General features: G+C 69.3%; 26 protein-coding genes and 1 riboswitch. Of the genes, 13 read left to right on the forward strand and 13 right to left on the reverse strand.

What is annotated here, in order from left to right; genetic code table 11:
- Positions 1-2: 2 nt before the first annotated feature.
- Together cydB and AB0H32_RS07175 are read right to left on the reverse strand one after the other, a co-directional pair.
- Positions 3-1,022 carry a cytochrome d ubiquinol oxidase subunit II gene (cydB, locus tag AB0H32_RS07170; RefSeq protein WP_361115551.1) on the reverse strand — a complete coding sequence of 340 codons (1,020 nt, stop codon included), beginning with the start codon at positions 1,020-1,022 and terminating at the stop codon, positions 3-5.
- Between the two features lie 15 nt (positions 1,023-1,037).
- Complete coding sequence (locus tag AB0H32_RS07175; protein WP_361115554.1) at positions 1,038-2,546, reverse strand: cytochrome ubiquinol oxidase subunit I; 1,509 nt, start codon at positions 2,544-2,546, stop codon at positions 1,038-1,040.
- A 209-nt stretch (positions 2,547-2,755) separates the two neighbouring features.
- Here AB0H32_RS07175 and AB0H32_RS07180 point away from each other — a divergent pair, with 209 nt between their 5' ends.
- Positions 2,756-3,130 (forward strand): cyclophilin-like fold protein, encoded by a 375-nt coding sequence (locus tag AB0H32_RS07180; RefSeq protein WP_361115557.1) that lies wholly within the window; start codon positions 2,756-2,758, stop codon positions 3,128-3,130.
- Between the two features lie 22 nt (positions 3,131-3,152).
- Here the strand turns inward: AB0H32_RS07180 and hisC are convergent, their stop codons facing one another.
- A complete protein-coding gene (hisC, locus tag AB0H32_RS07185; protein WP_361115560.1) occupies positions 3,153-4,232 on the reverse strand; it encodes a histidinol-phosphate transaminase in 1,080 nt (359 codons plus the stop codon).
- Between the two features lie 429 nt (positions 4,233-4,661).
- Here hisC and AB0H32_RS07190 point away from each other — a divergent pair, with 429 nt between their 5' ends.
- The 3 genes from AB0H32_RS07190 to AB0H32_RS07200 all read left to right on the forward strand — a co-directional run bounded on the left by AB0H32_RS07190 (position 4,662) and on the right by AB0H32_RS07200 (position 8,355).
- The gene (locus AB0H32_RS07190) at positions 4,662-5,774 is read left to right on the forward strand and encodes a LacI family DNA-binding transcriptional regulator (RefSeq protein WP_361115563.1); all 1,113 of its coding nucleotides are present in this window, start codon (positions 4,662-4,664) and stop codon (positions 5,772-5,774) included.
- A 436-nt stretch (positions 5,775-6,210) separates the two neighbouring features.
- Positions 6,211-7,290, forward strand: a complete 1,080-nt coding sequence (locus AB0H32_RS07195) for a metallophosphoesterase (RefSeq protein WP_361115566.1) — start codon at positions 6,211-6,213, stop codon at positions 7,288-7,290.
- Between the two features lie 192 nt (positions 7,291-7,482).
- Positions 7,483-8,355 carry a hypothetical protein gene (locus AB0H32_RS07200; RefSeq protein ID WP_361115569.1) on the forward strand — a complete coding sequence of 291 codons (873 nt, stop codon included), beginning with the start codon at positions 7,483-7,485 and terminating at the stop codon, positions 8,353-8,355.
- 348 nt (positions 8,356-8,703) lie between these two features.
- Here AB0H32_RS07200 and thiC read toward each other — a convergent pair whose 3' ends face one another.
- On the reverse strand, positions 8,704-10,506 hold the full coding sequence (thiC, locus tag AB0H32_RS07205) for a phosphomethylpyrimidine synthase ThiC (RefSeq protein WP_361115572.1): 1,803 nt from the start codon (positions 10,504-10,506) through the stop codon (positions 8,704-8,706).
- Positions 10,499-10,672: riboswitch (TPP riboswitch) on the reverse strand. Its footprint overlaps the gene before it by 8 nt.
- 71 nt (positions 10,673-10,743) lie before the next feature.
- On the opposite strand from thiC, the gene AB0H32_RS07210 reads away from it, so the two are divergent.
- Positions 10,744-12,231 carry a YibE/F family protein gene (locus AB0H32_RS07210; protein ID WP_361115576.1) on the forward strand — a complete coding sequence of 496 codons (1,488 nt, stop codon included), beginning with the start codon at positions 10,744-10,746 and terminating at the stop codon, positions 12,229-12,231.
- Between the two features lie 94 nt (positions 12,232-12,325).
- On the opposite strand, the gene AB0H32_RS07215 is transcribed toward AB0H32_RS07210, so the two are convergent.
- From AB0H32_RS07215 to AB0H32_RS07230, 4 genes are all read right to left on the reverse strand, one after another.
- Positions 12,326-12,763: an SsgA family sporulation/cell division regulator gene (locus tag AB0H32_RS07215; RefSeq protein WP_067000511.1), complete on the reverse strand. Its 438-nt coding sequence runs from the start codon at positions 12,761-12,763 to the stop codon at positions 12,326-12,328.
- A gap of 100 nt (positions 12,764-12,863) precedes the next feature.
- Positions 12,864-13,751 carry a helix-turn-helix domain-containing protein gene (locus AB0H32_RS07220; protein WP_361115580.1) on the reverse strand — a complete coding sequence of 296 codons (888 nt, stop codon included), beginning with the start codon at positions 13,749-13,751 and terminating at the stop codon, positions 12,864-12,866.
- A 201-nt stretch (positions 13,752-13,952) separates the two neighbouring features.
- Positions 13,953-14,165: a DUF5326 family protein gene (locus AB0H32_RS07225; protein WP_361115583.1), complete on the reverse strand. Its 213-nt coding sequence runs from the start codon at positions 14,163-14,165 to the stop codon at positions 13,953-13,955.
- 166 nt (positions 14,166-14,331) lie between these two features.
- Positions 14,332-14,649, reverse strand: coding sequence for a cupin domain-containing protein (locus AB0H32_RS07230; RefSeq protein WP_100827154.1), 318 nt, complete (start codon positions 14,647-14,649; stop codon positions 14,332-14,334).
- A gap of 60 nt (positions 14,650-14,709) precedes the next feature.
- Between AB0H32_RS07230 and AB0H32_RS07235 the strand changes: the two genes are divergently transcribed.
- The 5 genes from AB0H32_RS07235 (at position 14,710) to AB0H32_RS07255 (ending at position 18,420) form a co-directional block, all read left to right on the forward strand.
- A complete protein-coding gene (locus tag AB0H32_RS07235; protein WP_361115588.1) occupies positions 14,710-15,087 on the forward strand; it encodes a phage holin family protein in 378 nt (125 codons plus the stop codon).
- A gap of 7 nt (positions 15,088-15,094) precedes the next feature.
- On the forward strand, positions 15,095-15,586 hold the full coding sequence (locus AB0H32_RS07240) for a low molecular weight protein-tyrosine-phosphatase (RefSeq protein ID WP_361115591.1): 492 nt from the start codon (positions 15,095-15,097) through the stop codon (positions 15,584-15,586).
- Positions 15,583-16,728, forward strand: coding sequence for a cystathionine gamma-lyase (locus AB0H32_RS07245; RefSeq protein ID WP_361115594.1), 1,146 nt, complete (start codon positions 15,583-15,585; stop codon positions 16,726-16,728). The genes AB0H32_RS07240 and AB0H32_RS07245 overlap by 4 nt, the downstream gene beginning before the upstream one ends.
- A gap of 215 nt (positions 16,729-16,943) precedes the next feature.
- Positions 16,944-17,849 carry a LysR family transcriptional regulator gene (locus AB0H32_RS07250; protein ID WP_361115597.1) on the forward strand — a complete coding sequence of 302 codons (906 nt, stop codon included), beginning with the start codon at positions 16,944-16,946 and terminating at the stop codon, positions 17,847-17,849.
- An 88-nt stretch (positions 17,850-17,937) separates the two neighbouring features.
- Positions 17,938-18,420 (forward strand): NUDIX hydrolase, encoded by a 483-nt coding sequence (locus tag AB0H32_RS07255; protein WP_361115600.1) that lies wholly within the window; start codon positions 17,938-17,940, stop codon positions 18,418-18,420.
- Positions 18,421-18,432: 12 nt separating this feature from the next.
- Here the strand turns inward: AB0H32_RS07255 and AB0H32_RS07260 are convergent, their stop codons facing one another.
- Both AB0H32_RS07260 and AB0H32_RS07265 read right to left on the reverse strand, forming a co-directional pair.
- Positions 18,433-19,575: a globin domain-containing protein gene (locus tag AB0H32_RS07260; protein WP_361115603.1), complete on the reverse strand. Its 1,143-nt coding sequence runs from the start codon at positions 19,573-19,575 to the stop codon at positions 18,433-18,435.
- A gap of 585 nt (positions 19,576-20,160) precedes the next feature.
- Positions 20,161-20,793, reverse strand: coding sequence for an HAD-IB family phosphatase (locus AB0H32_RS07265; RefSeq protein ID WP_361115606.1), 633 nt, complete (start codon positions 20,791-20,793; stop codon positions 20,161-20,163).
- A gap of 151 nt (positions 20,794-20,944) precedes the next feature.
- Here AB0H32_RS07265 and AB0H32_RS07270 point away from each other — a divergent pair, with 151 nt between their 5' ends.
- Positions 20,945-21,811: a GNAT family N-acetyltransferase gene (locus AB0H32_RS07270; protein ID WP_361115609.1), complete on the forward strand. Its 867-nt coding sequence runs from the start codon at positions 20,945-20,947 to the stop codon at positions 21,809-21,811.
- Positions 21,812-21,882: 71 nt separating this feature from the next.
- Here AB0H32_RS07270 and AB0H32_RS07275 read toward each other — a convergent pair whose 3' ends face one another.
- Positions 21,883-22,302 carry a heme-binding protein gene (locus AB0H32_RS07275; protein WP_361115612.1) on the reverse strand — a complete coding sequence of 140 codons (420 nt, stop codon included), beginning with the start codon at positions 22,300-22,302 and terminating at the stop codon, positions 21,883-21,885.
- 159 nt (positions 22,303-22,461) lie between these two features.
- Positions 22,462-23,670 (reverse strand): MFS transporter, encoded by a 1,209-nt coding sequence (locus tag AB0H32_RS07280; RefSeq protein WP_361115616.1) that lies wholly within the window; start codon positions 23,668-23,670, stop codon positions 22,462-22,464.
- A 143-nt stretch (positions 23,671-23,813) separates the two neighbouring features.
- On the opposite strand from AB0H32_RS07280, the gene AB0H32_RS07285 reads away from it, so the two are divergent.
- The gene (locus AB0H32_RS07285; protein WP_361115619.1) at positions 23,814-24,272 is read left to right on the forward strand and encodes a MarR family transcriptional regulator; all 459 of its coding nucleotides are present in this window, start codon (positions 23,814-23,816) and stop codon (positions 24,270-24,272) included.
- A 9-nt stretch (positions 24,273-24,281) separates the two neighbouring features.
- Positions 24,282-24,734, forward strand: a complete 453-nt coding sequence (locus tag AB0H32_RS07290; protein WP_361115622.1) for a GNAT family N-acetyltransferase — start codon at positions 24,282-24,284, stop codon at positions 24,732-24,734.
- A 48-nt stretch (positions 24,735-24,782) separates the two neighbouring features.
- Here the strand turns inward: AB0H32_RS07290 and AB0H32_RS07295 are convergent, their stop codons facing one another.
- Entirely contained in the window at positions 24,783-26,168 is a 1,386-nt protein-coding gene (locus tag AB0H32_RS07295; protein WP_361115625.1) for a serine hydrolase domain-containing protein, read from the reverse strand.
- Positions 26,169-26,181 lie beyond the last annotated feature (13 nt).

Raw genomic sequence — 26,181 nt, forward strand, 5'->3', positions numbered from 1 at the left:
ACTCAGTGTGCGGCGCCGGCGGCAGCGTCAGGAGCGATGTGCTGCGTGCCGATCCGCTTGCGGAACACCCAGTAGGTCCAGCTCTGGTACAGCAGGACGAGTGGCGTGGCGATGGCCGCGCACCACGTCATGATCTTCAGGGTGTACGGGCTCGACGAGGCGTTGGTGACGGTGAGGCTCCAGTCCCCGTTGAGCGTGGACGGCATGACGTTCGGGAAGAGCGACAGGAAGAGCATCGCCACCGACGCCACGATGGTCACCCCGGACAGCGCGAACGACCATCCCTCGCGGCCCGCCTGATTGGCCACCAGAGCGGCCACCAGAGCCACGACCGCCACGATCAGGGCCACCAGGCTCTTGCCATCGCCGCTGTCGGCTTGTGTCCACAGCAGGAAGGCGCTCGCCAGAACGACGGTGAGGAGACCGACCCACAGCGCCAGCCTGCGGGCCCGCAGCCGTATGTCACCGACCGTCTTGAGCGCGGTGAACACCGTTCCGTGGAAGGTGAACAGGGTGAGTGTCACCAGCCCGCCGAGCAGGGCGTACGGGTTGAACAGGTCCCCGAGGCTGCCGACGTACTCGAAGTGCCGGTCGATCTTCACGCCCCGCACGATGTTCCCGAAGGCCACGCCCCACAGGAACGCCGGGATGAGCGAGGTCCAGAAGATGGCCGTCTCCCAGTTGCGCTGCCAATTCTCCTCAGGCCGCTTCGCCCGGTACTCGAAGGCGACGCCCCGGACGATCAGGCAGACCAGGATGGCCAGCAGGGGCAGGTAGAAGCCGGAGAAGAGGGTGGCGTACCACTCGGGGAAGGCGGCGAAGGTGGCACCGCCCGCCGTGAGCAGCCACACCTCGTTGCCGTCCCAGACGGGCCCGATGGTGTTGATCAGCACACGGCGCTCGGGCCGGTTCCGGGCCAGCAGCTTGGTGAGGATGCCGACCCCGAAGTCGAAGCCCTCCAGGAAGAAGTAGCCGGTCCATAGGACGGCGATCAGGACGAACCAGACGTCGTGAAGTTCCATGACTGTCCCCTCGGCCTAGTACGAGAAGGCCATCGGCTTGTCGGCGTCACGGGTGTCGCCGCCGATCTTCGTGGGCGGGTTGAGGTCGGCCTCCGTCAGCTCGGGCGGGCCGGCCTTGACGTACTTCGCGAGCAGCTTGACCTCGACGACCGCGAGGATGGCGTAGAGGGACGTGAAGACGATCATCGAGGTGATGATCTCGCCCTGGGAGACACTGGGGGAGACCGCGTCCCGGGTCTGCAGCACGCCGTAGACGGCCCACGGCTGACGGCCCATCTCGGTGAAGATCCAGCCCCACGAGTTGGCGATCAGCGGGAAGGCCAAGGTCCAGGTCGCGATGCGCCAGTACCAGGGGCTCAGCTTCGGCCCGAGCGCCTTGTTCTTGAAGAGGACCAGGTTCGGCACCTCGTCCTCGCCGACCCTCAGATGCTTGGGGAGCATGAACTTCTTGCGGGTCAGCCAGAGCCCGGCGAGACCGATGGCGAAGGAGGCCATGCCGAAGCCGATCATCCAGCGGAAGCCCCAGAAGGCCACCGGGATGTTGGGCCGGTAGTCGCCGGGCCCGAACTTCTGCTGCTCGGCCTTGTTGACGTCGTTGATGCCGGGAACGTACGAGGTGAAGTTGTCGTCGGCGAGGAAGGACAGCAGGCCCGGTATCTCGATCGCGACGGTGTTGTGGCCCTTCTCGACATCGCCATAGGCGAAGATCGAGAACGGTGCCGGCTTCTGGCCGTCCCACAGCGCCTCGGCAGCCGCCATCTTCATCGGCTGCTGCTTGAACATGACCTTGCCGAGCACATCACCGCTGACCGAGGTGAGCAGGCCGGCTATGACCACGGTGACCAGGCCCAGCCGCAGCGAGGTCTTCATCTCGCGGATGTGCTTCTTGCGGGCCAGGTGGTAGGCCGATATGCCCACCATGAAGGCACCGCCGGTCAGGAAGGCCGCGGACAGAGTGTGGAAGGCCTGGCTGAGCGCGGTGTTCTGGGTCAGCACGGCCCAGAAGTCGGTCAGTTCGGCGCGCCCCTTCGCCTGGTCGATCTTGTAGCCGACGGGGTGCTGCATCCAGGAGTTGGCCGCGAGGATGAAGTACGCCGACAGGATCGTGCCGATCGAGACCATCCAGATACAGGCGAGATGGATCTTCTTCGGCAGCTTGTCCCAGCCGAAGATCCACAGGCCGATGAAGGTGGACTCGAAGAAGAACGCGATCAGCGCCTCGAAGGCGAGCGGGGCGCCGAAGATGTCACCGACGAAGCGCGAATAGTCCGACCAGTTCATGCCGAACTGGAACTCCTGCACGATGCCGGTGACCACACCCATCGCGATGTTGATCAGGAAGAGCTTGCCCCAGAACTTCGTCGCCCTGAGGTACCTCTCGTTCTCCGTACGCACCCAGGCCGTCTGCAACCCCGCCGTGAGGGCGGCCAGGGAGATCGTCAGCGGGACGAACAGGAAGTGATAGACGGTGGTGATGCCGAACTGCCATCGCGCCAGCGTCTCCGGCGCCAAAGCCAAATCCACGTCGTCAGCTCCTTACACTTCGCCGTGGTCGCGGCATTTTGCCCCTTTTGTCACGTACATCACGGGAGCAACCGGGACACGCTTGTGAACGCGTTCACATTCACAAGCCATTATGACGCACCGATTTTCGCCAATCGAAGGGGGGTCCCCCCTTCGCCTCGGCGTCAAGACCTTGGCAGCGACTTCAACATATTGTTGAATTGCAGGCCATGCAGATACGGATCTCGTGGCCTGCCGGCCACCTCACCGCGACCCTTGAAAACACACCGACCGCGCAGGCCCTCGCCAAGGCGCTGCCACTGGTCTCCACCGCCCACACCTGGGGCGATGAGGTCTATTTCGACACGGGTGTGTCTGTTTCACGTGAAACGGACGCCCGGCAGGTCGTGGAGCCGGGCACCGTGGCCTTCTGGACGGACGGCGATGCGCTCGCCCTCCCCTACGGCCCCACCCCGATCTCGCGAGGCGACGAGTGCCGCCTCGCGAGCCCGTGCAACGTCCTAGGAAGCGTGGATGGGGACGCCGCTGTGCTGGCGACCGTGCGCGATGGCGACCCCGTACGCGTGGAACTGATCGACGCCTAGCGCCACGGTCCCATGACGGGAGCTACAGCTCCTTGCGGAACCCTTCCGCCACCTTCAGGAAGATGTCGTTCGCCTCGGTCTCCCCGATCGTCACCCGCACGCCCTCGCCCGGGAACGGCCGGACCACCACGCCGTGCTGCTCGCAGGCCGCCGCGAACGCGACCGTGTGCTCCCCCAGCCGCAGCCACACAAAGTTGGCCTGGGTCTCCGGCACCGTCCACCCCTGGGCGCGCAGCGCGTCGACCACGCGCGTGCGCTCGCAGACCAGCGAGCCGACCCGGCCCAGCAGCTCGTCCTCGGCCCGCAGCGAGGCGATCGCCGCTTCCTGTGCGAGCTGGCTGACGCCGAAGGGCACCGCCGTCTTGCGCAGCGCCGCCGCCACCGGCTCGTGGCCGATCGCGAAACCCACCCGCAGCCCGGCCAGGCCGTAGGCCTTGGAGAAGGTGCGCAGGACGCAGACGTTCGGCCTGTTCCGGTACAGCTCGACACCGTCGGGCACCTCGGGGTCACGGATGAACTCACGATAGGCCTCGTCGAGGACCACCAGCACATCAGCGGGCACCCGGTCGAGGAACCGCTCCAGCTCGGCCCGCCGCACCACCGTGCCGGTCGGGTTGTTGGGGTTGCAGACGAAGATCAGACGCGTCCGGTCGGTGATCGCGTCCGCCATCGCGTCCAGGTCGTGCACGTCGCCCGGCGTGAGCGGCACCCGCACCGACCGGGCCCCGCTGACCTGGGTGATGATCGGGTAGGCCTCGAAGGAGCGCCAGGCGTAGATCACCTCGTCGCCGGGCCCGCTGGTCGCCTGGATCAGCTGCTGGGCGACGCCCACCGAGCCGGTACCGGTGGCCAGGTGGGAGAGCGGGACGCCGAAGCGCTCCGACAGCTCGTTCATCAGCCCGGTGCAGGCCATGTCCGGGTAGCGGTTGAAGTCGGCCGCAGCCGCGGTCACGCTCTCCATCACGCCGGGCAACGGCGGATAGGGGTTCTCGTTGGAGGACAGCTTGTAGGCGACCGGACCGCCGGACGCGGCGGGCTTGCCCGGCTTGTAGGTGGGGATACCCTCCAGCTCGGCGCGCAGCTTGGGGCTCGTCTCGCTCACCGCAGTCCTCCTCGCGACCACCGGCGGCCCGTCGACGCCACCGGCTTCCAATACTCCTCACCATATGAGGATTCGGCGCCGGTGCGTACAGATGCGGGACAGCAAGAGGCGAACATCATCGCGTCCACCGGCATCGGGGGCATCGCCGTACGAAGGCGTACGTATCGGGGGGCGCGCCGTACATATATCTATGCGCCGGTAGCTCACGCCGTGGCGCGCATCCCTCGTGAAGGTGAGTTGAGACCTCTTCGAGACATCGGACACTTGGCAGGCTCATGCGCGTCGACAAGTCACGTCTTGGCATGAGAGCGCTTAACTGACTTACTTTCTAAGGCAGTTATCCCTTGATGACCATGCAGAAACGTACCTGTCAACGCGTGCATATGCGTCCGCACTACCCCACCGTATGAGCCCTACTATCGGCTCGCCATGACAGCAGCAGGGAAGCACCAGGTGAGCCGCGCGGAAACCTCACGTCGAGGCAGTCGGCCGGGCCGGGCGGGCATCAGAGACGTGGCCGCCGCCGCCGGGGTCTCCATCACGACCGTCTCCGATGCCCTCAACGGCAAGGGCCGGCTCCCAGATGCCACCCGACGCCATGTCCGCGAGGTCGCCGACCGGCTGGGATACCGTCCCTCGGCCGCCGCCCGCACCCTCCGTACCGGCAAGTCGGGGCTGATCGGCCTGACTGTGACGACGTACGGGGATGAACCTTTCACCTTCACGGAGTTCGCGTACTTCGCCGAGATGGCCCGGGCCGCCACCTCGGCCGCGCTCGCCCGCGGCTATGCCCTCGTCATCCTGCCCGCGACCTCCCGCCACGACGTGTGGTCCAACGTGGCTCTGGACGGCACGGTCGTCATCGATCCCTCCGACCAGGACCCGGTCGTCAGCGAACTGGTCCGCCAGGGTTTACCGGTCGTCTCCGACGGCCGCCCGGCCGGCTCACTCCCGGTCACCGCGTGGGTCGACAACGACCACGAGGCCGCCGTCCTCGGCATCCTCGACCACCTCGCCGACGCCGGCGCCCGCCGGATCGGCCTGCTCACGGGCACGACGACGGACACGTACACCCACCTGTCGACCACCGCCTACCTGCGCTGGTGCGAGCGCGTGGGCCAGGACCCGGTCTACGAGGCGTACCCGGCGCACGACCCGTGCGCGGGCGCCGTAGCAGCCGACCGGCTGCTCGCCCGGCCCGACCGGCCGGACGCCGTCTACGGCCTCTTCGACCCCAACGGCACCGACCTGCTCGCCGCCGCCCGCCGCTACGGCCTGCGCGTCCCGGACGACCTGCTGCTCGTGTGCTGCAGCGAGTCCACGGTGTACGCCAACACCGAGCCGCCCATCACCACACTCTCCCTCAAACCGCGGCGGATCGGCACGGCCGTCGTCCAGCTCCTCATCGACGCCATCGAGGGCGTCGAGTCGGACCACCCCGTCGAACAGGTGATACCGACCGAACTGATCGTGCGTACCTCGTCCCAGCGGCGCCCCCCGCGCACGACCGTCAGCCCGCCACGGACCCCTGAGAAGGGGTAAGGGCGCAATCACACGCGGCCGGGCCAGGTTCGGCGGGGACATGGTCCGGCCGCCCTCCGTGCCCGGTGCGGCCACCCCGGGCACGGGCGCTCGCGGCCCGCAGCTCACGAGAGCGGCCGCCCGGTTCACCCGGGACGGCCGCTCGGCGCGCGCCGGTCGGCCGCACGGGTCGGCCGCCCCGTTTTGTGCGGCCCGGTGCGAGCCGCAGGGAACGGCCGAGCGACCCACCGTGCGGCCGCCAGGTGACCTGCTGCCGGTCGAAGCCCTGCCCAAACGGGGCGAAAGCCGCGGTGAACTGGAGTCTTGCTCCGATTCACCACCCCTGGGTCATCACATGGCGCGACGGGCATTCCTATGATGGGCCCACGACACCGCGGGCCGCTGCGACCAGGCAGTCCGAAGCGGTGCAGATGCGGCGCGATGGTGGAGGGGTCGGATGACTCAGGGGGCCGGTCAAGGACCCGAGGTGGAGCGAACGGCGACGGTGCGCGACTTCCGGGTGCCCGCGTACGTCCACGAAACCGGTCCGGTCGCCAGCCACCCCGCCGACACCGTCCCGCCCGTGGCCGAGAGCTACCCCGAGGGGTACACGCCCACCCAGCGCGACCTGCCCGTCATCAACCGCGGCGACACCCTCCAGGTCTCCCTCGAACCGGTACCGGCCCCCGCCGCACCGGCGCCCCGGCCCGCGGCGGGCCCCGGCCCGCTGTACGTCGTCGGTGACGTCCACGGCTACCTCGACGAACTGGTGGCCGCCCTGCAGGAGAAGGGGCTGATCGACGCCGCCGGCCAGTGGTGCGCGGGCACCGCCCGGCTGTGGTTCCTCGGCGACTTCACCGACCGCGGTCCGGACGGCATCGGCGTCATCGATCTCGTGATGCGGCTTTCCGCCGAGGCCGCTGCGGCCGGCGGCTACTGCAAGGCACTCATGGGCAACCACGAACTGCTTCTGCTCGGCGCCAAGCGGTTCGCCGACACCCCCGTCAACTCCGGTGCGGGCACCGCCACCTTCCAGGCGGCCTGGCTGCTCAACGGCGGGCAGAAGACCGACATGGACCGCCTCCAGGACCACCACCTGCAGTGGATGGCCCGCCTCGACGCGGTCGAGGAGGTCGACGGGTATCTGCTGGTCCACTCCGACACCACCGCCTACCTCGACTACGGCGACTCGATCGAGGCGGTCAACGACACCGTCCGCGAGACGCTCACCCGCAACGACGCGGACGAGTGCTGGGACCTGTTCCGCAAGTTCACCAAGCGCTTCTCCTTCCGCGACGAGGGCGGCGCCGACGCCGTGCGCTCCCTCCTCGATACGTACGGCGGCACCCGCGTCGTTCACGGCCACAGCCCCATTCCGTATCTGCTCGGCGAGGTCGGTTCAGAGGACGGCGAGGAAGGCGGTGGGCCGGTGGTCGAGGGACCGCACGTCTACGCCGAAGGACTCGCCATCGCCATGGACGGTGGCGTGACCATGGCCGGAAAACTGCTGGTCCAGCAACTTCCCCTGGATAACTGAGCATTCCCGGGGCATGCGCCGGTCGGGCGCTCCACGAACGGATGCGCGCAGGTCGGCACGCAATTTCTGGCAACCCCCTGTCACCGTGTGCCGTCACGGCTCTACCATCGGCTTATCCGTAGCAGGCTCCCCTCCGTTTCTGCCCGACGGCTCGCCGGTGTGCGAGCCCCAAGCCCTACGGAGCATCGGGGGATGCACATGAACAGCGTTCCGCAGCACCTGCTGAACGAGGACCGTCAGGAATTCGAGCGGATCCTCGATGAGGCGCTGCGCTCCGCAGCACATCGCCCGGAACTGGCCGCTGTCGGACAGCGGCTCAACCCCGAGCAGCTGCGCACCATGGCGCTCAACGCCACCGCACTCATCACGGCGGCCGCGGCGAGCGAGTACCAGCACTACGTGACGGTCCGCGAGGAACTGCGCCACCCGGCGCCGACCGCCCCCTCCGCCGCCCACGACTCCGCTTCCGCCGACCCGGCCTCGGGCACGACGGGGCTCGCCACCACACTCGGCGAGGCCACCGAGACGGCCGAGAGCGCCGGAGCGGGCGCCATCGCCGTGATCGCGGTGCTGGCTCCCGTCCTCGCCGGAACCGCCGCCGCGATCTTCCTGCTCGTCGGCTACATCCTGAAGATGCTGGACCCCGGCCAGGGCTTTGGCCAGACCATGCTCACCACGGGCTGGGTCTTCGGCGCCGTGGCCGCGGCCGCGATCCTCGTCGCCGCGATCGGGCTGCTGCTCACCGCCCTGCGCAACAGCGCCGCGGCGGACGCCGAAGGCCACGACGCGGCGAGCGAGGCGGTGGCCAGAGCCAGGGAGGCCTGGCGGAACGCCCTGCTGGAGCGCGGCATCCTGCCGTTCCTGCGGGACGCACTCGCCGAGCCCGACACGGCGGTGCTGCACCCGACCGTCCCGCCCGCCTCCACCAGCCGCATGCCACGCCTCGGCTACGACCGGCCCGGATTCAGCAGCCCCGACGACGGCTCGGCCTCCGGCCGCCCGAGCTTCAGCAGCCCGGACTACACGAGCCCCGACTTCGGCGGCCCGGAGCACCAGCCGGAATAGTCCGCGGCCCGCGGCCCGCGCCCCGCCGAGGGGCGCAGACCGAACGGCACCGGCCGCACGGCCGGCCGGCGTCTGGCTCCGGTCGGCCGTACCCCGCGGTGCCTTCACCGCACGCGCCTCAGCCGGCACCGGCAGAGAGGCCCGACTGCCCACGGCCGCGGCCCCTTCGGCTTCTGCACCATGCCCTCCTCGATCTCCGCCCGGCTGCCCCCGTGTTCGCACCGGATGTCCTGCGAGACCGGCTCTGACACGCAGCTGTGGACCTCTGTGGAGCGGCGACGGTCTGACAAGAACGCCACCCGGGACAGCTGTCGCGCCGTCCCGGGTCAGCGCCTTGCGAGCCGCGTATCAGTCGGCGATCGGCAGATACACCCGGTTTCCCGCCTCGGCGAACTCCTTCGACTTCTGGAGCATCCCCTCCGCGATCTCGTCCTGCGACGCCCCCTCGGACGCCGCGCCCCCGAACCGCTCCGTGATGCTTTGGCTGATCTTCATGCTGCAGAACTTCGGCCCGCACATGGAGCAGAAGTGGGCCGTCTTGGCGGGCTCGGCCGGCAGCGTCTCGTCGTGGAACTCCCGTGCCGTGTCGGGGTCCAGCGCGAGGTTGAACTGGTCCTCCCACCGGAACTCGAAGCGGGCGTCGGACAGCGCGTCGTCCCACTCCTGCGCACCCGGGTGCCCCTTGGCGAGGTCGGCTGCGTGGGCCGCGATCTTGTAGGTGATGACGCCGGTCTTGACGTCGTCACGGTTGGGCAGGCCCAAGTGCTCCTTGGGAGTGACGTAGCAGAGCATCGCCGTGCCCCACCAGGCGATCATCGCGGCACCGATGCCGGAGGTGATGTGGTCGTACGCCGGCGCGACGTCCGTGGTCAGCGGGCCGAGCGTATAGAACGGAGCTTCATCGCAGATCTCCTGCTGAAGGTCGATGTTCTCCTTGATCTTGTGCATCGGGACGTGACCGGGGCCCTCGATCATCGTCTGTACGTTGAAACGCTTGGCGATCTGGTTGAGTTCCCCGAGGGTGCGCAACTCCGCGAACTGCGCCGCGTCGTTGGCGTCCGCGATCGAGCCCGGCCTGAGGCCGTCGCCCAGCGAGTACGTGACGTCGTAGGCGGCGAGGATCTCGCAGAGTTCCTCGAAGTTCTCGTACAGGAACGACTCCTTGTGGTGCGCCAGGCACCAGGCCGCCATGATCGAGCCGCCGCGCGAGACGATGCCGGTCTTGCGGTTGGCGGTGAGCGGGACGTACGGCAGGCGCACGCCCGCGTGGACGGTCATGTAGTCCACGCCCTGCTCTGCCTGTTCGAGGACCGTGTCCTTGTAGATCTCCCAGGTCAGTTCCTCGGCCTTGCCGTCGACCTTCTCCAGCGCCTGGTAGAGCGGCACCGTGCCGATGGGGACGGGGGAGTTGCGCAGCACCCACTCGCGGGTGGTGTGGATGTTGCGGCCGGTGGAGAGGTCCATCACCGTGTCGGCGCCCCAGCGGGTCGCCCAGGTCATCTTCTCCACCTCCTCCTCGATGGAGGACGTCACGGCGGAGTTGCCGATGTTGGCGTTGACCTTCACCAGGAACCGCTTGCCGATGATCATCGGCTCGATCTCCGGGTGATTGACGTTGGCCGGCAGGACCGCGCGGCCCGCCGCGATCTCCTCGCGGACCACCTCGGGCGAGACGTTCTCCCGCAGGGCCACGAACTCCATCTCCGGCGTGATCTCGCCCCGGCGGGCGTAGGCGAGCTGCGTGACCGCCTCGCCGTCACGGCCGCGACGCGGCTGGCGCGGACGTCCCGGGAAGACCGCGTCCAGGTTGCGCAGCCCGCCTCGCGGCGAGGTGTGCTTGATCCCGTCGTCCTCGGGACGGACGGGACGGCCGGCGTACTCCTCGGTGTCGCCGCGGGCGATGATCCAGTTCTCCCGCAGGGGCTGCAGGCCCCTGCGGACGTCGGTGTCGACGAGTGGATCGGTGTACGGGCCCGAAGTGTCATACAGCGTGACCGACTTCCCGTTGGTGAGGTGCACCTGGCGGACCGGCACGCGCAGGTCGGGGCGGGTGCCCTCGACGTACGCCTTGTGCCAGCCGATGGACTTCCCGGCCTCCTGGGACTTCTCGTCCTGGGCGGAGGCAGGCGTGCGTGCGTCCTTGTTGGTCATGAGACCTACTCCCTACGCCGGCATTACCCGGTAACAGGTTCGGCGGTCGACGCAGCGGTTTCCGTCTGCCGATGTTTCCCGTGAAAGTTCGTTCCACGTGAAACATCGCGAATACGGAGGTCAGCGCCCTCTCAGCCCGGTGCTCCGAGCTCCCGCGTGTGCAAAGGTGCCTCCACGCTAGCGTCAATTCGGGCGCGGTGAACAGGGGGCCCCTGTCGTTCTTGCGATGATCTGGCGGTGACCACGACGGAGCAGTACCCGTACCCGCCTCCTGAGCCGCCGCGCCGGGGCGGCTCAGGAGAGGGCGGCGGACACGGCCATGACGGCCACGCGACCGGTGACGGACACGGCCAGGACACCAGGGCGGCGCACGGGCACGGACACCCGCACGCCCCGGGGCCGAGCGGCGGCCACGGCCATGGCCACTCGCACGGGCACAGCCACAGCCATGGACCCGCCACGCCTGTCTCCAAGCATCTGCGCAAGGTCATCGCGGCGATCCTGATCCCGTTCACCGCGGCGGTCGTCGTCGGCCTGGCGGTGCTCTGGCCCGGGGGAGCGCCGCCGCACGAGCGCACCGGCGTCGGCTTCGACCGCCAGACGCAGCGGGCCACGGTCGCCCAGGTGGTCGAGGTGAGCTGCAAGTCGGTGAACGCCTCGGGGGGCTCCTCGGCCGGCGACCCCTCCACCGCCGAGGGCAACTCGGCGCAGCAGGAGGCGAAGGGCACCTGCAAGAAGGCGATGGTCCGGGTCGACACCGGCAAGGACAAGGGCCGTACCTTCACCGAGATCGTGCAGCCGGACCAGTCGCGGCAGCTGCACCAGGGCGAGAAGGTCGTGGTCGCCTACGAGCCCTCGGCGCCGAAGGACCTGCAGTACTCCGTCACGGATGTGGACCGGAAGTTCCCGATGGCACTGCTGGCGGGGATCTTCGCGCTCGCCGTCGTGGTGGTGGGCCGGATGCGCGGTGTCATGGCGCTGGTCGCCCTGGCCGTGAGTTTCATGGTGCTCACGTTCTTCATCCTGCCCGCAATCCTGCAGGGCTCGAACCCGCTGCTGGTGGCCGTCGTCGGGTCGAGCGCGATCATGCTCATCGCGCTCTACATGTGCCACGGGCTGTCGGCTCGCACGTCGGTCGCGGTGCTCGGCACGCTGGTCTCCCTGCTGCTGATCGGCATTCTCGGCTCGGAGTTCATCGATTGGGCCGCGCTCACCGGCAACACGGACGACAACACCGGTCTGATCCACGGTCTGTATCCGTCGATCGACATGAGCGGTCTGCTCCTGGCCGGCGTCATCATCGGTTCGCTGGGCGTCCTGGACGATGTGACAGTGACCCAGACGTCGGCGGTCTGGGAGCTTCACGAGGCCAACCCGGCGATGGGCTGGCGCGGGTTGTACCGGGCGGGCATCCGCATCGGCCGCGACCACATCGCGTCAGTGGTCAACACCCTGGTCCTCGCCTACGCCGGTGCCGCGCTGCCGCTGCTGCTACTGTTCTCGATCGCGCAGAGCAGCGTGGGCACCGTGGCCAACAGCGAACTGGTGGCCGAGGAGATCGTGCGCACGCTGGTGGGGTCGATCGGCCTGGTGGCCTCGGTCCCGGTCACCACCGCGCTCGCCGCCCTGGTGGTCTCGGCCGACCGGCCCGGACCGGGCACGGCCCCCGCAGGGGCCCAGCTCGCCCCGGCGCGCGGCGGCAGGGGCCGGCGCCGGAAGCGGTGACCCGGACCCAACCCCGGGAACCCACAGGAGAAGCGTTCCTGCACGGTCTCAGGCGGCCATACGGAGCGCCCGGCGCCCCGTTGCCGTGGCCTCTTCAGCCTGCGCTCTGTTCCTCGGCCAGAATCCTGTCCAGGGCCTCGTCGAGATGCGCGTCGAAGTCGGCCAGCGCACCCTCCTGGCCGAGCGGCACCAGCTTGTCCGTACGGTCCAGGAAGGCCACGAGCGGCGGCGCCGAGGAGCGGAACAGGGCCTGGTCGCCCCCGACCTGAAGCCGGATCAGCACCTCGCCCAGCAGCTCGGAGTCGGCGGGTGCAATGTGCACGTCCCCCTCGCCGCACGGCCGCCCCACCCCGTCGATCAGCAGCTCACGACCGAAGGCCCAGGTCACCGGGGCGTCACCGGGCAGATGGAAGGTCAGCCGCACGGCATAGGGATCACAGGTCTCGTACCGCAACTCCACCGGAATGCGGAAGGAGAGCTCCTCCGACACGAGAAAGCTCATCATGACCTCTGCCTGTACGGATTCGCGCATCGCCTACCCCGTCGTATGACATTGATTGGCCGGGATTAACACCCTCCGACCGTGGTCAAATCTTGCTCAACGTACACGACAGATCACAAGGAGTGAGTTTTCAGATACTGATAGAGAGCGCCAGCGAGCCCAGATGGCGCCCGATGTCGGCCTGCAGCCGGTGGGCGGCGGGCAGCAGCCGGTCGCTCTGGTGGAAGGGGAGCGACAGGGCGACCGTGGACGCCGTGGTGCCGATGGTGACCGGAATCGCCGCGCAGACCGTCCCGAGCGCGTACTCCTGACGCTCCACCACCGGCTCCATCCGCGGCATTCTGGCCAGGCGGCGCAGCAGGGCGTGGTTGTCACGCACGGTGTACGGAGTGAGGTACTGCACGGGATAGCGGGCCAGATGGTCGCGGCGGGCCTCCTCGTCCAGCTGGGAGAGCAGACACTGCCCGACCGCGTGCGCATGCCCGGTCTCACGGAAGTCGGCCCACTCCTCGACAGCCGGTGTCTCCGGCGAGTCGGACACACAGACGACCTCGATCTCGCCGTCCCGGTACATCGCGTAGTACACCGGCACACCAAGGGCATCGCGCCAGTGCGCGAGAGTGTCGGCCACCGTGCTGCGACGTTTCTGCTGCGCTCCGCTGCTACTCAGCCGCTCGGCCGCGTCGCCGAGGAAGAACAGCCCTTTCTCGCGGCGCAGATAGCCCTCGTGCACGAGGGTGCGCAGCAGGTGATAGGTCGTGGGCAGAGCGAGGCCGGTCTCGCGGGCCAGTTGTTTGGCAGGAGCGCCGTACTCGTGGGCCGCGACGGTCTCCAGCAGGCGCATGGCGCGCTGGACGGATCCGATGAGCGTCGCGGCGGGCGTCTGCCCCGCGGCATCGCCGGAGTCCGGTTGTCCGGGGACGGCTGTGGCGGGTGGCCGCTGCACGGGAGGTGTGCAGGAACGCGGCCGGGTGAGGGGTGCGTGTGGTTCTGCCGGTGCGGTGTCGACCGTGGCCAAGGGGCACTCCCGAAGCGCGAGGGTGGGGCAGCCCGTGCGGAGACGCACGGGTGGGGGTGTACGCCGCCCTGCGGGGCCCGGGCCCCGCTTGGGGTTCCGGACTCTAACCGCCCGCCACCGCATGCAGACGGCCCGCCGGGGAAACTTCCCTCCCGCGAGGGAACCGGTGACTCCCGTTACCGCTCACCGGTCCCGCGATCCTCACCAGTCGCTGCGCGACGAGGAGTTCGACATGAACTTCCGCACGATGTAGATCAGTCCGCCGACCAGGGCGACGAAGATCAGCGCCTTGAAGAGCAGGCCGATCACGAAGCCGACCACGCTCGCTATCAGGCCGCCGAACACGACCAGGGCGATGACCGGCACCGCGACCCACTTCACCCACCACGGCAGCCCCGCGAAGATCTCTCGCATTGCCCTCGTCCTTTGCGTTCCGTTGCGTTCACGGCGTGCTGCACGCTCTCGTGGACGCAGTTCCCGATGTCTGCACTCGATGCTAGGGCCACCAGGGGGTCCCGCGGAGGCCTCGCGTCCCTTGTCCTCCCCTGACCCGACCCCTAGGGAATCCCGGGGCCCGGGCTCAGGCCTCAGGCGGAGAGAAGACGACCAGAACCCTCAGGTCCTCGCTGATGTGGTGGAACTTGTGGGCGACCCCGGCCGGCACGTACACCACGCTGCCCCGCGCCACCTGGGTCGTCTCCAGGCCGACCGTGATCGATGCCCGGCCGCTGACGACGAAGTACACCTCGTCCTGGTTGTGCGGCTTCTGCGGGTCGTGCTCGCCCGCGTTCAGGGCGTACAGGCCGACCGACATGTTCCGCTCCCGCAGAAACTGAAGGTAGGCCCCCTCGTTGGCGGCGCGCTCCGCCTCCAGTTCGTCCAGCCGGAATGCCTTCATCGCCGTCGCCCGTCCTCGCCCCACTGCTCACCGTAGATCTGGTCTGCCACGATCAGACACATGAAGAATTTCGTAGTCAAGACAATCGCCAACGCAGGTGCCCTGGCGGTCGCCGTGTGGCTGCTCGACAAGATCACCCTGACCGGTGACAGCACGGGCAAGAAGATCGGCACGCTGATCGTCGTCGCGCTGATCTTCGGCCTGGTGAACTTCCTGGTCAAGCCGATCGTGAAGGTGCTCACCTTTCCGCTGTTCATTCTGACCCTCGGGCTGATCACCCTGATCGTCAACGCGCTGATGCTGCTGCTGACGTCGTGGGTGTGCGGCAAGCTCGACCTGAGCTTCCACGTGGAGGGCTTCTGGACGGCCGTGGTCGGCGGTCTGATCATCTCCGTCGTCTCCTGGGCGCTGCATGTCGTCCTGCCCGACGAGGACTGAGCAGGCCATGACCTACCGCGTCTGCTTCGTGTGCACGGGGAACATCTGCCGCTCCCCGATGGCCGAATCCGTCTTCCGCACGCGCGTCGAAGAGGCCGGTCTCGACAGCCGGGTGGAGACCGGCAGCGCCGGCACCGGCGGCTGGCACGAGGGGGAGGCCGCGGACCCGCGCACCGTCTCGGTCCTCGAGGAGCGCGGCTACGGCACCGGCCACACGGCACGCCGCTTCGAGGCCTCCTGGTTCGCCGGCCTCGACCTCGTGATCGCCCTCGACACCGGTCATCTCAAGGCCCTGCGCCGTCTGGCGCCCACCGAGGAGGACGCGCGCAAGGTGCGCCTGCTGCGTTCGTACGACCCCGCGGCCGGCGACGACCTCGACGTGCCCGATCCGTACTACGGCGGCCTGGACGGCTTCGAGGAGTGCCTTGAGATGGTGGAGGCGGCGAGCACTGGCCTGCTCGCCGCCGTACGGGAACGACTGGAGGGACGGGCCGCATGAGCGACGCCACCAAGGACGACCACACCGGTGACGGCACACGCGCGGTCCGGGCGGGCCTGCCCGAGGCGGTGAAGCACGAGCCGACCCTGCCCGGGCCGGTGTTCGCCGCGCACTTCCATCTGCCGGGCGAGGTGACGGGACCGTACTCCTACGGCCGCGACGACAACCCCACCTGGACGCTGCTGGAGCGCGCCATCGGCGAGCTGGAGGCGCCCGGGCGGGACGACGTCGAGACGCTGGTGTTCGCCTCCGGCATGGCGGCGATCTCCGCGGTGCTGTTCTCCCAGCTGCGCGCCGGTGACGCGGTCGTGCTGCCCTCCGACGGCTATCAGGTGCTGCCCATGGTCCGCACCCAGCTGGAGGCGTACGGCATCGAGGTGCGCACCGCGCCCACCGGCGGTGACGCCCAGCTGGAGGTCCTCGACGGCGCACGCCTGCTGTGGATCGAGTCGCCGTCGAACCCGGGGCTCGACGTGTGCGACATCCGGCGGCTGGTGGAGGCGGCACATGAGCGGGGCACGCTGGTGGCCGTCGACAACACCCTCGCCACCCCGCTCGGGCAGCGCCCGCTGGAGTTGGGGGCCGACTTCTCCGTGGCCAGCGGCACCAAACAGCTGACCGGGCACGGTGACCTCCTGCTGGGCTACGTCACCGGACGCGACGCCGATGCGATGGCCGCCGTACGCCGCTGGCGCAAGATCGTCGGCGCGATCCTGGGCCCCATGGAGGCCTGGCTCGCGCACCGCTCCATCGCCACGCTCCAGCTGCGTGTGGACCGGCAGAACGCCACCGCACTCGCACTCGCCGAGGAGCTGCGCAAGCGGCCCGACATCTCCGGGCTGCGCTATCCGGGGCTGCCCGACGACCCCTCCCACAAGGTCGCCTCACAGCAGATGCGCCGTTACGGCTGCGTGGTCTCCTTCACGCTGCCCTCGCGGGCCCGGGCCGAGCGTTTCCTCGCGACGCTGCGCCTGGTCGAGGACGCGACGAGCTTCGGCGGCGTCCGCTCCACGGCCGAACGCCGTGGCCGCTGGGGCGGGGACGCGGTCCCGGAGGGCTTCATCCGCATGTCCGTCGGCGCCGAGGACCCCGAGGATCTGGTGGCGGACGTCCTGCGTGCCCTGGACGAGTCCGCCGAGTGAGCGGAGGGCCTGTCTGCGGGCCTTCCGGGGCGGTCCGAGCCTCCCCCCTCGTGGCTCGGACCGCCTGCGGTTCCGCGCGCGAAGAACCGTGCGAACAAGGCTAGTTGACTCTCTGTCAGTGTCCAATCACGGTAGCGACAGAGACCTATCGACTTATTTATAGTTGGTGCCTGCCTGGGGGCCGGAGAAGGGGCAGGGAAAAGGGAGAACACGCCATGGATCTGGCCTTGCTGCGCACTTTCGTGACCGTGCACCGGGCCGGCTCCTTCACCCGCGCCGCCGCCCTGCTGGGCCTCTCCCAACCAGCTGTGACCTCGCAGATCCGCACCCTCGAACGTCAGCTGGGCCGCCCCCTGTTCCTGCGGCAGGCCCGTGGGGTGACCCCCACGACCATCGGCGACGAACTCGCCCACAAGGCGGCGCCCCACCTCGACGCCCTGGTGGAGATAGCCGAGAGCGGCCTGGACGACGAGTCCTCGCTACGGACGCTGCACCTGGCCGGCCCGCCGGAGTTCACCGCCGAACGCGCGCTTCCCGCCCTGACGGAACTGACCGGCGACGACGGCCAGGGCTTCGCTCTGCGCACCTCCTTCGGCACCGCGGAAGAAACGCTGGAGGGGCTGGCCGCCGGACACCATGACCTGGCCATCAGCACCGCCAGGCCCCGCGGCGCCCTGCTGACCGCCACCCCGCTGTGCGACGAGGAGCACGTGCTGGTCGCCGCCCCGCGCTGGGCCGAGCAGATCGGCCCGGGAGCGCTGCGCCTCAAGGGGGCACCCGCCCTGGAGAACCTGCCCGTCGTCGAGGTCCACGAGTCACTGCCCTTCGTCTCGCGCTACTGGGCCTCCGTCTTCGACTCGCGCCCGGCCGCCTCGGGCACGGTCATCGTCCCCGATCTGCGCGCCGTGCTCGCCTGTGCGATCGCCGGCGCCGGACTGGCCGTGCTGCCCCGATATCTGTGCGCGTCGGGCCTCGACCGCGGCGAGGTCGTCACGCTGCACGACCCTGCGGTGCCACCGCTGCGCACGTATTTCCTTGTCGTGCGTACGGGCACGCTCGCCATGCCCCATATCGCGCGGGCCCACGAGTGGCTCCAGAGGGCGGCCACGAGCTGGTGCTGAGCCTCCTTTTCGCGAGGTTGACGCGATGCGCTCGACCGGTGGCGTTGCGCGATGTTTCACGTGGAACCAGCCGGGCCACATTTCTCCCATGACCGTCCGACCCGTGGTCAAGCGCACCGCCCGTGCCGTTCTTCTGGACGGTGACGACCTGATCCTGATCAAGCGCACCAAGCCCGGTGTCGATCCCTACTGGGTCACTCCCGGTGGCGGGGTCGAACCCGCGGACCCGACCGTCGTCGACGCCCTGCACCGCGAGGTGTACGAGGAGCTCGGCGCCAAGATCACCGACGTCGTGCCCTGCTTCGTGGACACCGTGGAACACATCGGTGAGGACGGTGGCGCGACCGGCGTGAAGGTACAGCACTTCTTCGTCTGCCGGCTGGAGTCCATGGATCCCTCGCTGCGCCACGGCCCCGAAATGGAGGAGCCGGCCGGCGAGTACGAGATCGTCCGCGTGCCGTTCACCCGGGTCGGCATCGCTTCCGTCCACCTCGTCCCGTTGTCGCTGCGGCACTATCTCGACGGCAACATCGAGGGAGTCCGTGCCATGCACGCCCCCGACCTCGGATAGCCGGTAACCCTCTCAGTAGCCGACGGCGACCAGGTCCTCGACCGAGTCGTGCCGTATGCGGTCCGAGGGAATCCCGCTGTTGCGCAGTGCGTCGACGCCGCTGCGGATCATTCCGGGCGGTCCCGAGAGATAGGCGTCGTACTCGTTCCAGGGGCCGTACTCCCTTATGGCGTCAGGAAGCTGGAGATGGCTCTGCTGGTCGATGACCGCCCGGACCGAGAGCCACGGGTGGCTCTGCTGGAGCCTGAGCATGGTGTCGATGTCGTAGAGGTCATGGTCGGTGCGGGCGCCGTAGAACACCTCGACCGGACGGCGCTCGCCGTGCTCGGCGACATCCTCGACCAGGGCCTTGATGGGCGCTATGCCGGTGCCGCCGCCCAGGCAGAGCAGTCCGCTGGCGGTGGTGTGGTCGACGGTCATCGAGCCGGCCGGCGGACCGAGGCGTATGACGTCTCCGGGCCGGGCGCGGTGCACCAGCGCGTTGGAGACCCAGCCTGCCGGAACCGCCTTCACATGGAACGTCAGCAGGCCGTCCGAGCGGGGAGCCGAGGCAAAGGAGTAGTGCCGCCAAACCCGGGGCCACCAGGGCGTCTCCACGCTGGTGTACTGCCCGGCGAGGAACGGGTACGGATGGTCGGGGCGGACGGTGAGGACCACGACGTCGGAGGTCCGGAGGTCATGGGCGACGACCTCGGCATGCCACCAGGCAGGGGCTCGCAGTTCGTCCGCCGCCGCGGCGTCGATCATCACCTGGGAGATCGTCGTGTAGGCCCGTACCCAGGCCGCCTCGGTCTCCGGGTTCCAGACGGCGGCGTACTGGCTCAGGGCGCCGATCAGGCATTCGCCCACGGCCGGGTAGTGCTCGGGCCGGGTGCCGTACTTGCGGTGCCCGCGACCCAGGTTCTGCAGGTAGTCGACGAGGACGGGCACGTTGTCGATGTGCTCGGCCGCGGTGAGCAGCGCCCTCAGTAGCCGCTCCCGCTGGACGTCCATGGCGGCCGGGAACATCGGCCGTACCTCGGGATGGCGGACGAAGAGAAGCGCGTAGAAGTAGGAGGTGACCTTGTCGGCGACGGGAGCGATCTCGGCCATCGTGCGCCGGATGACGAGAGCGTCCGGGGAGGCGTTGCCCACGGACGCGGCGGAGGACTGCACGGGTATGGGCTGAGGGCCGGCTGGGCGCGACGGGAAGGGCCCGGCGAGCTGCGGGGCAGATGCCCCGGGGCCGTCGGTCGTGGGGCGGGCCGCGCCTGCTTCGGGCGGCCCGCCTGTGGGTCGTACCACGGTGAGTCCGTGGTCCTCTGCCGGTTCCTGATCACCGTCCGGCGGCGGATCCGATGGCGTCGGGCGCGGCGTGAACCAGCCGCCACCGCCCGCTGTGCTGTTCTCCCCCGATGTGGTGGTCGGCGCGTCCATGGTGTGCCCTCGCCTCGAACATCTCTCGGTCGGTCTGCGCACCTCCTCCTGGAAGGTGCATGCTTTCCCCCGGCGGGCGGCCAGCCGTAGCACTTTCTCCGCAGCATCCCATCCCGAGCAGATACCGCGGCCGTGCACCCGGAAACGCGGGTACTCGATCTCTTCGTCCCGTTAGGCTGTCTGCCCTGCTCTCGGCCCGCACGGGATGCGTGTGCTCCATCCCGGACGTGAACCGGAGTCGACCCTACCGGCCGTGGCCAGGCACACAAGCCCCGTCTTGCGTACTCACGAAACGAACGAGGCGCGCACCGTGAATTCCTTCAATTAGCGGACGGCCCTCGCCAATTCATAGGCATCCCACAGGTCCCGTCCCGTGTAGGAGTACGTGGCGAGCCCGGACAGGTGGCCATCCGCATTCACCGCCACGGAAACCGGTACGGCAGCAAAGAGATCCTTGTCCGAGAGCGAATCGCCGTACGCGACACAGTCCGCCCGCGACACCCCGAACTGTTCACAGAGCCGATCCGCGATGGTCACCTTGGCCGCGGCGCTGAGCACCCCGGCCGGATCGACGGGCTCGGTGAACGGCACGGTCGGGAAGCGCGAACCGTGGGCCGCGTGCGCACCCCAGCCGAGGAGTCGTTCCACAAAGAAGGACGGTGAGAGCGACACGACGGCGCAGTAGTCGCCCGCGTCCCTGATCTCCGCCCAGACCTCGCGGATCCGGGCCAGCCACGGAGCCGCTTCGAAGGCCGCGCTCACATGCGCCTCGGTGAGATCTGTCCAGAGGTCGTACACCCTGGTGGCATACTCCGGCGGACCGACCCTCCCCTCGGCCATCGCCCGGTCGAGGGCCACGGTCTCCGCCTCTCTGCCCAACTGGCGCGAAATCTCCACCGGCGCGGTGGTGCCGTGCAGCAAAGTGCCGTCAAGGTCGAAGAGATGAAGTCTCGCCATGGGGCCCGAGGCTAACGGGCTGCCGATGTTTCACGTGAAACACTCACGCCTGTCTACGGCTTGTGGGATTGGCCACGACATGGCCAAAAGCGCCTGCGTCCTCGTCGAAACAGGTGGACGTCAGGGGCGCCGGTCGGACAGCCTGACCTGCGTGCCGACTCCTGCTCTCCCCGCTCTGCCCATCCGCCGTCTGACGCTCCGGGATCTCCCTGCCTGCGCCGACTTGTCCGAAGATCGGGGGTGGCCACGCGAGGAACACAAGTGGGGCTTCCTCCTCACGGCCGGCAAGGGCTACGGCATCGACGACCCCGAGGGCGGACTCGTCGCCGCCTGCGTCGTCACGGAGTACGGCTCCTGGGACCGGTCGGATCTGGGCGCCATCGGCATGGTCCTGGTGGCCGAGCGCCATGCTGGGCAGGGCGTCGGACGCCGCCTGATGCGGCATGTCGTGTCGGCCATGGGCACCACACCGCTGACTTTGCATGCCACCCCGAACGGGCGCCCGCTCTACGAGGAGCTGGGTTTCAAGGTCATCGGCCGGGCGGAGATGCTGAAGGGCCGTTTCACCCCCGGTGGACCGGAATCCCGGGTGGCGACACGTGCTGCCACCGCGGAGGACCTTCCCTCGATCGTCCAGCTCGACGAGGAGGTGTTCGGTGCCGATCGCACTCCCCTCATCACGCGCCTGCCCGCCTTCGCCGACCAGTTGCGCGTGGCCGAGGACGGCGGCCGGATCATCGGCTACACGGCAGCCTGGCCCAATATGGACACCCATGTCGTCGGCCCGCTGATCGCCCGGGACACACAGACGGCCCAGGCCCTCATCGCCTCGCTCGCGTCCCGCACGGACCGCCCGCTGCGCACCGACATCGACGTACGTCACGAGGAGCTGCTGGCCTGGGCGAAGGCGCGCGGCCTCGCCCCGGTGGCCTTCAACGCGGTCATGACCTACGGCATCACGGATCTTCCGGGGGACTGGACGCGACGGTTCGCACCGCTGACGGTGGCCGCGGGCTGAAGGCGCGCACGGCACACGCCGGCCCACCGCTGCAGAGCGGGGGCCGGCGTCGTCACGCTCGGCGAGTCTGATCAGGCGAGCGCCCGGACGGCCGCGGAGGCGAAGCCGTGGTCCTGCTCCGGCGCTCCGCCACCGACGCCGATCGCGCCGATCAGACGGCCGTCCCGGTGGACGGGGATGCCGCCCGCAATGAACAGCAGGGGCCTGTCGAGAGCCGTGGGCAGCGTGTAGAAGGGGCCTCCGGGCTGCACGGCGTCGACCAGCTCTGCGGTGGCCGCGTTCAGCTGGAGCGCCGTGTACGCCTTGCGGGTGCTGGTCTCGCCGGAGATGAGTACGGCCCGGTCGTCCCGGCGGAAGGCGAGCAGGTGACCGCCGGCGTCCAGGACGGTGACGCTGACGGTGACCCCGGCCTCCTCGGCCGCGCGCCGGGCCGTGGCGACGAGCAGTTCGGCGTCCTCGATCGTGAGAGGGGCGGCGATGGCGGTGCTCATGGAGCGTTCTCCTGGGTGCGGTGGTGCGTGCGGGTGAGGTGGTGACGCCTGGGCCGGGCGGTGCGCGCCCGGACGTCCGGGCCGGCATGGGCCGGGGCGATGCGCGCCCCGACGTCCGGACCGACCGGGTTCGAGTGGTGAAGCTGTCCGGCCTGCGGCTCAGTGGTGAACGGGTGTCCGGTGCGCGGTGGGCGTCCGGGAGGCCACTACGGCGCTGCGTGCGCTGTCGCGGCGCTCCAGGGCGGCCGAGAGGACAGCGAGGACCAGGGCGGCCGCGGCGAGGGCGGCGCCGACCCAGTTGGGGGCCGTGTAGCCGAAGCCGGCCGCGATCACGATGCCGCCGAGCCAGGCGGAGAGGGCGTTGCCCAGGTTGAAGGCGCCGATGTTCACGGCCGACGCCAGCGTCGGGGCGCCGTGCGCCTGGTCGAGGACGCGCTTCTGCAACGGCGGGACGGTCGCAAAGCCGAGGGCGCCGATCAGGGCGATGGTCATGGCAGCCGCGATCTTGTTGTGCGCGGTCAGCGTGAAGAGCGCGAGGACGACGGCCAGGGCACCCAGCGAGACGTACAGCATCGGCATCAGCGCGCGGTCGGCGAACTTGCCACCGATGAGATTGCCGCCGACCATGCCGAGGCCGAACAGGACCAGCAGCCAGGTGACCGACCCGTCGGCGAAGCCCGCGATGTGGGTCATCATCGGCGCTATGTAGGTGATGGCCGCGAAGACACCGCCGAAGCCCAGGACGGTCATCGCCATGGCGAGCAGGACCTGGGAGTTCTTGAAGGCGGCCAGTTCGTGCCGCAGGTGCACGCCCTGCAGCCGCGGCATCTCGGGCACCAGCTTGACAATGCCGGCCAGCCCCACGAGACCCAGCGCGGCGACGATGCCGAAGGTGACCCGCCAGCCGATGTTCTGCCCGATGAGGGTGCCCAGCGGGACGCCGACGACGTTGGCGACGGTCAGGCCGGTGAACATCATGGCGATGGCGCCGGCCTTCTTGTCGGGAGCCACCAGCTCGGCCGCGACGACCGAACCGATGCCGAAGAAGGCTCCGTGGGCGAGGGAGGCGACCACCCGTCCGATCAGCATGATCCCGAAGGTGGGCGCCACGGCGGAGAGCAGGTTTCCGGCGATGAACAGACCCATCAGCAGCATCAGCATCCGCTTGCGCGGGACCTTGGTGCCGAGGAGGGTCATCAGCGGGGCGCCGATCACCACACCAAGGGCGTATCCGGTCACGAGCAGGCCCGCCGTGGGGATGGACACCCCGAAGTCACCCGCCACCTCGGGCAGCAAGCCCATGATCACGAACTCTGTCGTTCCGATTCCGAAGGCCCCGATCGCGAGGGCCAGAAGCGCGAGAGGCATGGAGGGGTACACCTTCCCAAACGATTGCAGGAGCGCTTTACAAGCGTTCACAATAATTGCAGACGCGGGTTAATCGCAAGCGCGGACTATTGCGGGTGTGCTCTACCCTGGATGCAGCCGCTCCGGGACGGAGGAGAACGCCGATGACAGCGACGGACCCCGCGCTCACCGCCCTTGCCCAGGGCTGGTGCGCCCTCTCCCTGCTGCACGGGAGGATCGAGGCGCACATAGAGCGCGCCCTGCAGGCGAAGCACGACCTGAGCGTGCGCGAGTACTCCCTGCTCGACGTGCTCAGCCGGCAGCACGACGGTGAGGGCGGCCATCTCCAGATGAAGCAGATCGCCGACGCGGTCGTCCTCAGCCAGAGCGCCACCACCCGCCTGGTGACCCGCCTGGAGGACCGCGACCTGCTGGAGCGCTACCTGTGTCCCACCGACCGTCGCGGTATCTACACCAACGTCACCGCTGCGGGGCTGCGGCTGCTGGAAGAGTCGCGGCCCACCAATGACGCCGCGCTGCGCGAGGCCCTGGACGAGGCGGCCCGAAGCCCCGAGCTGGCCCCGCTGGTACGGGTCGTGGAGTCCCTGAACGTGCCCGCATAGGGTGCGGCCATGGGAGATCTTGAAGTACGCCGTGCGACCACGGACGACCTGCCGGTGATCGTCGCCATGCTGGCCGACGATCATCTGGGCGCCCAGCGCGAGTCACCCGATGACCTGACGCCGTACCTGGCTGCGCTGGAGCGGCTGAACGCGGATCCGAATCAGCACCTTGTGGTCGCCGTCCGCGACGGCCGAGTGGTCGGCACTCTCCAGCTCACGATCATCCCCGGGCTCTCCCGCAAGGGAGCGACCCGCTCGATCATCGAAGCCGTCCGCATCCACGCCGACGAACGCGGCAGCGGTCTGGGCACACAGCTCATCGAATGGGCAACCGAGGAATCCCGTCGCCAGGGCTGCCAGTTGGTGCAGCTCACCTCCGACCGCAGCCGCACGGACGCCCATCGTTTCTACGAGCGGCTCGGCTTCACCGCCTCGCACGTGGGCTTCAAGCTTCAGCTCTAACGACGAGCGGGGCGGCGTTTCACGTGAAACGCCGCCCCGGCCGACCGGCTAGTCCGCGATCCCCCGCCAGCCCTGCGGGTCCACGCCACCGGGCACCCCGGCGTCCTCCTCGTAGGGCTGCCGGGTGAACACGAACGACCCGAGGTCGAGATGGCTCAGGGAACCGTCCGCTCGCCGTACGGGACGGAGCAGCTCTCCGGCGTAGTACCCCTCCAGGCCCGTCCACGTCCCGTCTCCGTTCGAGCGGAAACGTGCCCGGCGTCCGCCACCGGCCAGCGGTCCCAGGGCAAGCAGCCCGTCGGCCGTCGCCCGCAGGGCGAAGGCATGGGTCCCCCAGTACCACTGCCCCGCCAACTCCAGTACCGCCGGGTCCACTGCACGCAGCGGCCGCCAGGGCTCGGGGATGCGCGGTTCCGCCTCGGCGACGATACGCACCAGGTCGGCACCCACCGCCCCGAGCAGCGGGCCGCTGGTGCAGTTCGCCAGCACCACCGCCGCCACATCGTCGTCCACGCCGATGGTGAGGTTCGCGAGGAAACCCGGGAGTGAGCCGGAGTGCCCCACGAGGAGCCTGCCGTCACGGTGCTGAAGCTGCATACCGAGCCCGTAGGTGGCCCCGTCCACCACATCGGCGGCTTCCGCGGGCGCCGCAGGTGTCCGCATCTCACGCACCGATTCCGCGCTCAGCACCCGGTCGTCTCCCCCGGCCAGGAAGGCGGCGAACCGCGCGAGATCCCCGGTGGTGGACCACAGCTGACCGGCGGGCGCCATCCGGCCGAGGTCCTCCAGCGGCTCGGGCAGCAGCGCGTCCGCCCAGGGGTGCACGGCCCAGCCACCTGCATGCGGCGCCTGCGGCTGGGCGCTGGTGCGGTGCAGACCGAGCGGTTCGAGTACCTCACGGCGCAGCACCTCCTCCCAGGGGGCGCCCCGGAGCTCCTCCACCAGTGCGCCGAGCAACGTGTAGCCCGGATTGGAATAGTGGTGGCGTCGTCCGACGGGGTGCAGGAGGGGCTGCTCACCGAGGACATCACTCAGCTCGGGGCGCAACGAGCCCGGGGTCCGCTCCCACCAGGGCCCGGGGGACTCCGCCGCCAGGCCTCCGGTGTGTGCGAGCAGTTCGGCGATCGTCGCCTCGCCGGCGCCGGTGCCCGGCAGATGCTTCTCCAGGGGATCACCGAGATCGAGCAGACCCTCGTCACGCAGCCTCAGCACCAGCACGGCGGTGAACGTCTTGGTGATGGACCCGATCCGGTACTGCACGGTGTCGTCGGGGGCGTGCCCGTCCACCGAACTCCGGGCGCCCTGCCAGACGGTCCGCCCTCCCCGCACGACCGCGGCGACCAGCGACGGCGCCCGTCCTTCGGTCTGGGCTACAGCGATCCGGTGCAACAACGCCCGGCGGGTCTCCGGGAGCAGCTCTTCCTCAGATGTCATGGGCCCAGTCCAT

It is taken from the genome of Streptomyces sp. NPDC020362 (assembly GCF_040642095.1).
GTDB lineage: Bacteria > Actinomycetota > Actinomycetes > Streptomycetales > Streptomycetaceae > Streptomyces.

Excerpts from the sequence above, each read along its gene's own strand:
- cydB (WP_361115551.1), bottom strand. The coding sequence starts at position 1,022 with ATGGAACTTCACGACGTCTGGTTCGTCCTGATCGCCGTCCTATGGACC.
- AB0H32_RS07180 (WP_361115557.1), top strand. The coding sequence starts at position 2,756 with ATGCAGATACGGATCTCGTGGCCTGCCGGCCACCTCACCGCGACCCTT.
- AB0H32_RS07190 (WP_361115563.1), top strand. The coding sequence starts at position 4,662 with ATGACAGCAGCAGGGAAGCACCAGGTGAGCCGCGCGGAAACCTCACGT.
- AB0H32_RS07195 (WP_361115566.1), top strand. The coding sequence starts at position 6,211 with ATGACTCAGGGGGCCGGTCAAGGACCCGAGGTGGAGCGAACGGCGACG.
- AB0H32_RS07200 (WP_361115569.1), top strand. The coding sequence starts at position 7,483 with ATGCACATGAACAGCGTTCCGCAGCACCTGCTGAACGAGGACCGTCAG.
- thiC (WP_361115572.1), bottom strand. The coding sequence starts at position 10,506 with ATGACCAACAAGGACGCACGCACGCCTGCCTCCGCCCAGGACGAGAAG.
- AB0H32_RS07215 (WP_067000511.1), bottom strand. The coding sequence starts at position 12,763 with ATGCGCGAATCCGTACAGGCAGAGGTCATGATGAGCTTTCTCGTGTCG.
- AB0H32_RS07225 (WP_361115583.1), bottom strand. The coding sequence starts at position 14,165 with ATGCGAGAGATCTTCGCGGGGCTGCCGTGGTGGGTGAAGTGGGTCGCG.
- AB0H32_RS07230 (WP_100827154.1), bottom strand. The coding sequence starts at position 14,649 with ATGAAGGCATTCCGGCTGGACGAACTGGAGGCGGAGCGCGCCGCCAAC.
- AB0H32_RS07235 (WP_361115588.1), top strand. The coding sequence starts at position 14,710 with ATGAAGAATTTCGTAGTCAAGACAATCGCCAACGCAGGTGCCCTGGCG.
- AB0H32_RS07240 (WP_361115591.1), top strand. The coding sequence starts at position 15,095 with ATGACCTACCGCGTCTGCTTCGTGTGCACGGGGAACATCTGCCGCTCC.
- AB0H32_RS07245 (WP_361115594.1), top strand. The coding sequence starts at position 15,583 with ATGAGCGACGCCACCAAGGACGACCACACCGGTGACGGCACACGCGCG.
- AB0H32_RS07250 (WP_361115597.1), top strand. The coding sequence starts at position 16,944 with ATGGATCTGGCCTTGCTGCGCACTTTCGTGACCGTGCACCGGGCCGGC.
- AB0H32_RS07255 (WP_361115600.1), top strand. The coding sequence starts at position 17,938 with ATGACCGTCCGACCCGTGGTCAAGCGCACCGCCCGTGCCGTTCTTCTG.
- AB0H32_RS07265 (WP_361115606.1), bottom strand. The coding sequence starts at position 20,793 with ATGGCGAGACTTCATCTCTTCGACCTTGACGGCACTTTGCTGCACGGC.
- AB0H32_RS07275 (WP_361115612.1), bottom strand. The coding sequence starts at position 22,302 with ATGAGCACCGCCATCGCCGCCCCTCTCACGATCGAGGACGCCGAACTG.
- AB0H32_RS07280 (WP_361115616.1), bottom strand. The coding sequence starts at position 23,670 with ATGCCTCTCGCGCTTCTGGCCCTCGCGATCGGGGCCTTCGGAATCGGA.
- AB0H32_RS07285 (WP_361115619.1), top strand. The coding sequence starts at position 23,814 with ATGACAGCGACGGACCCCGCGCTCACCGCCCTTGCCCAGGGCTGGTGC.
- AB0H32_RS07290 (WP_361115622.1), top strand. The coding sequence starts at position 24,282 with ATGGGAGATCTTGAAGTACGCCGTGCGACCACGGACGACCTGCCGGTG.
- AB0H32_RS07295 (WP_361115625.1), bottom strand. The coding sequence starts at position 26,168 with ATGACATCTGAGGAAGAGCTGCTCCCGGAGACCCGCCGGGCGTTGTTG.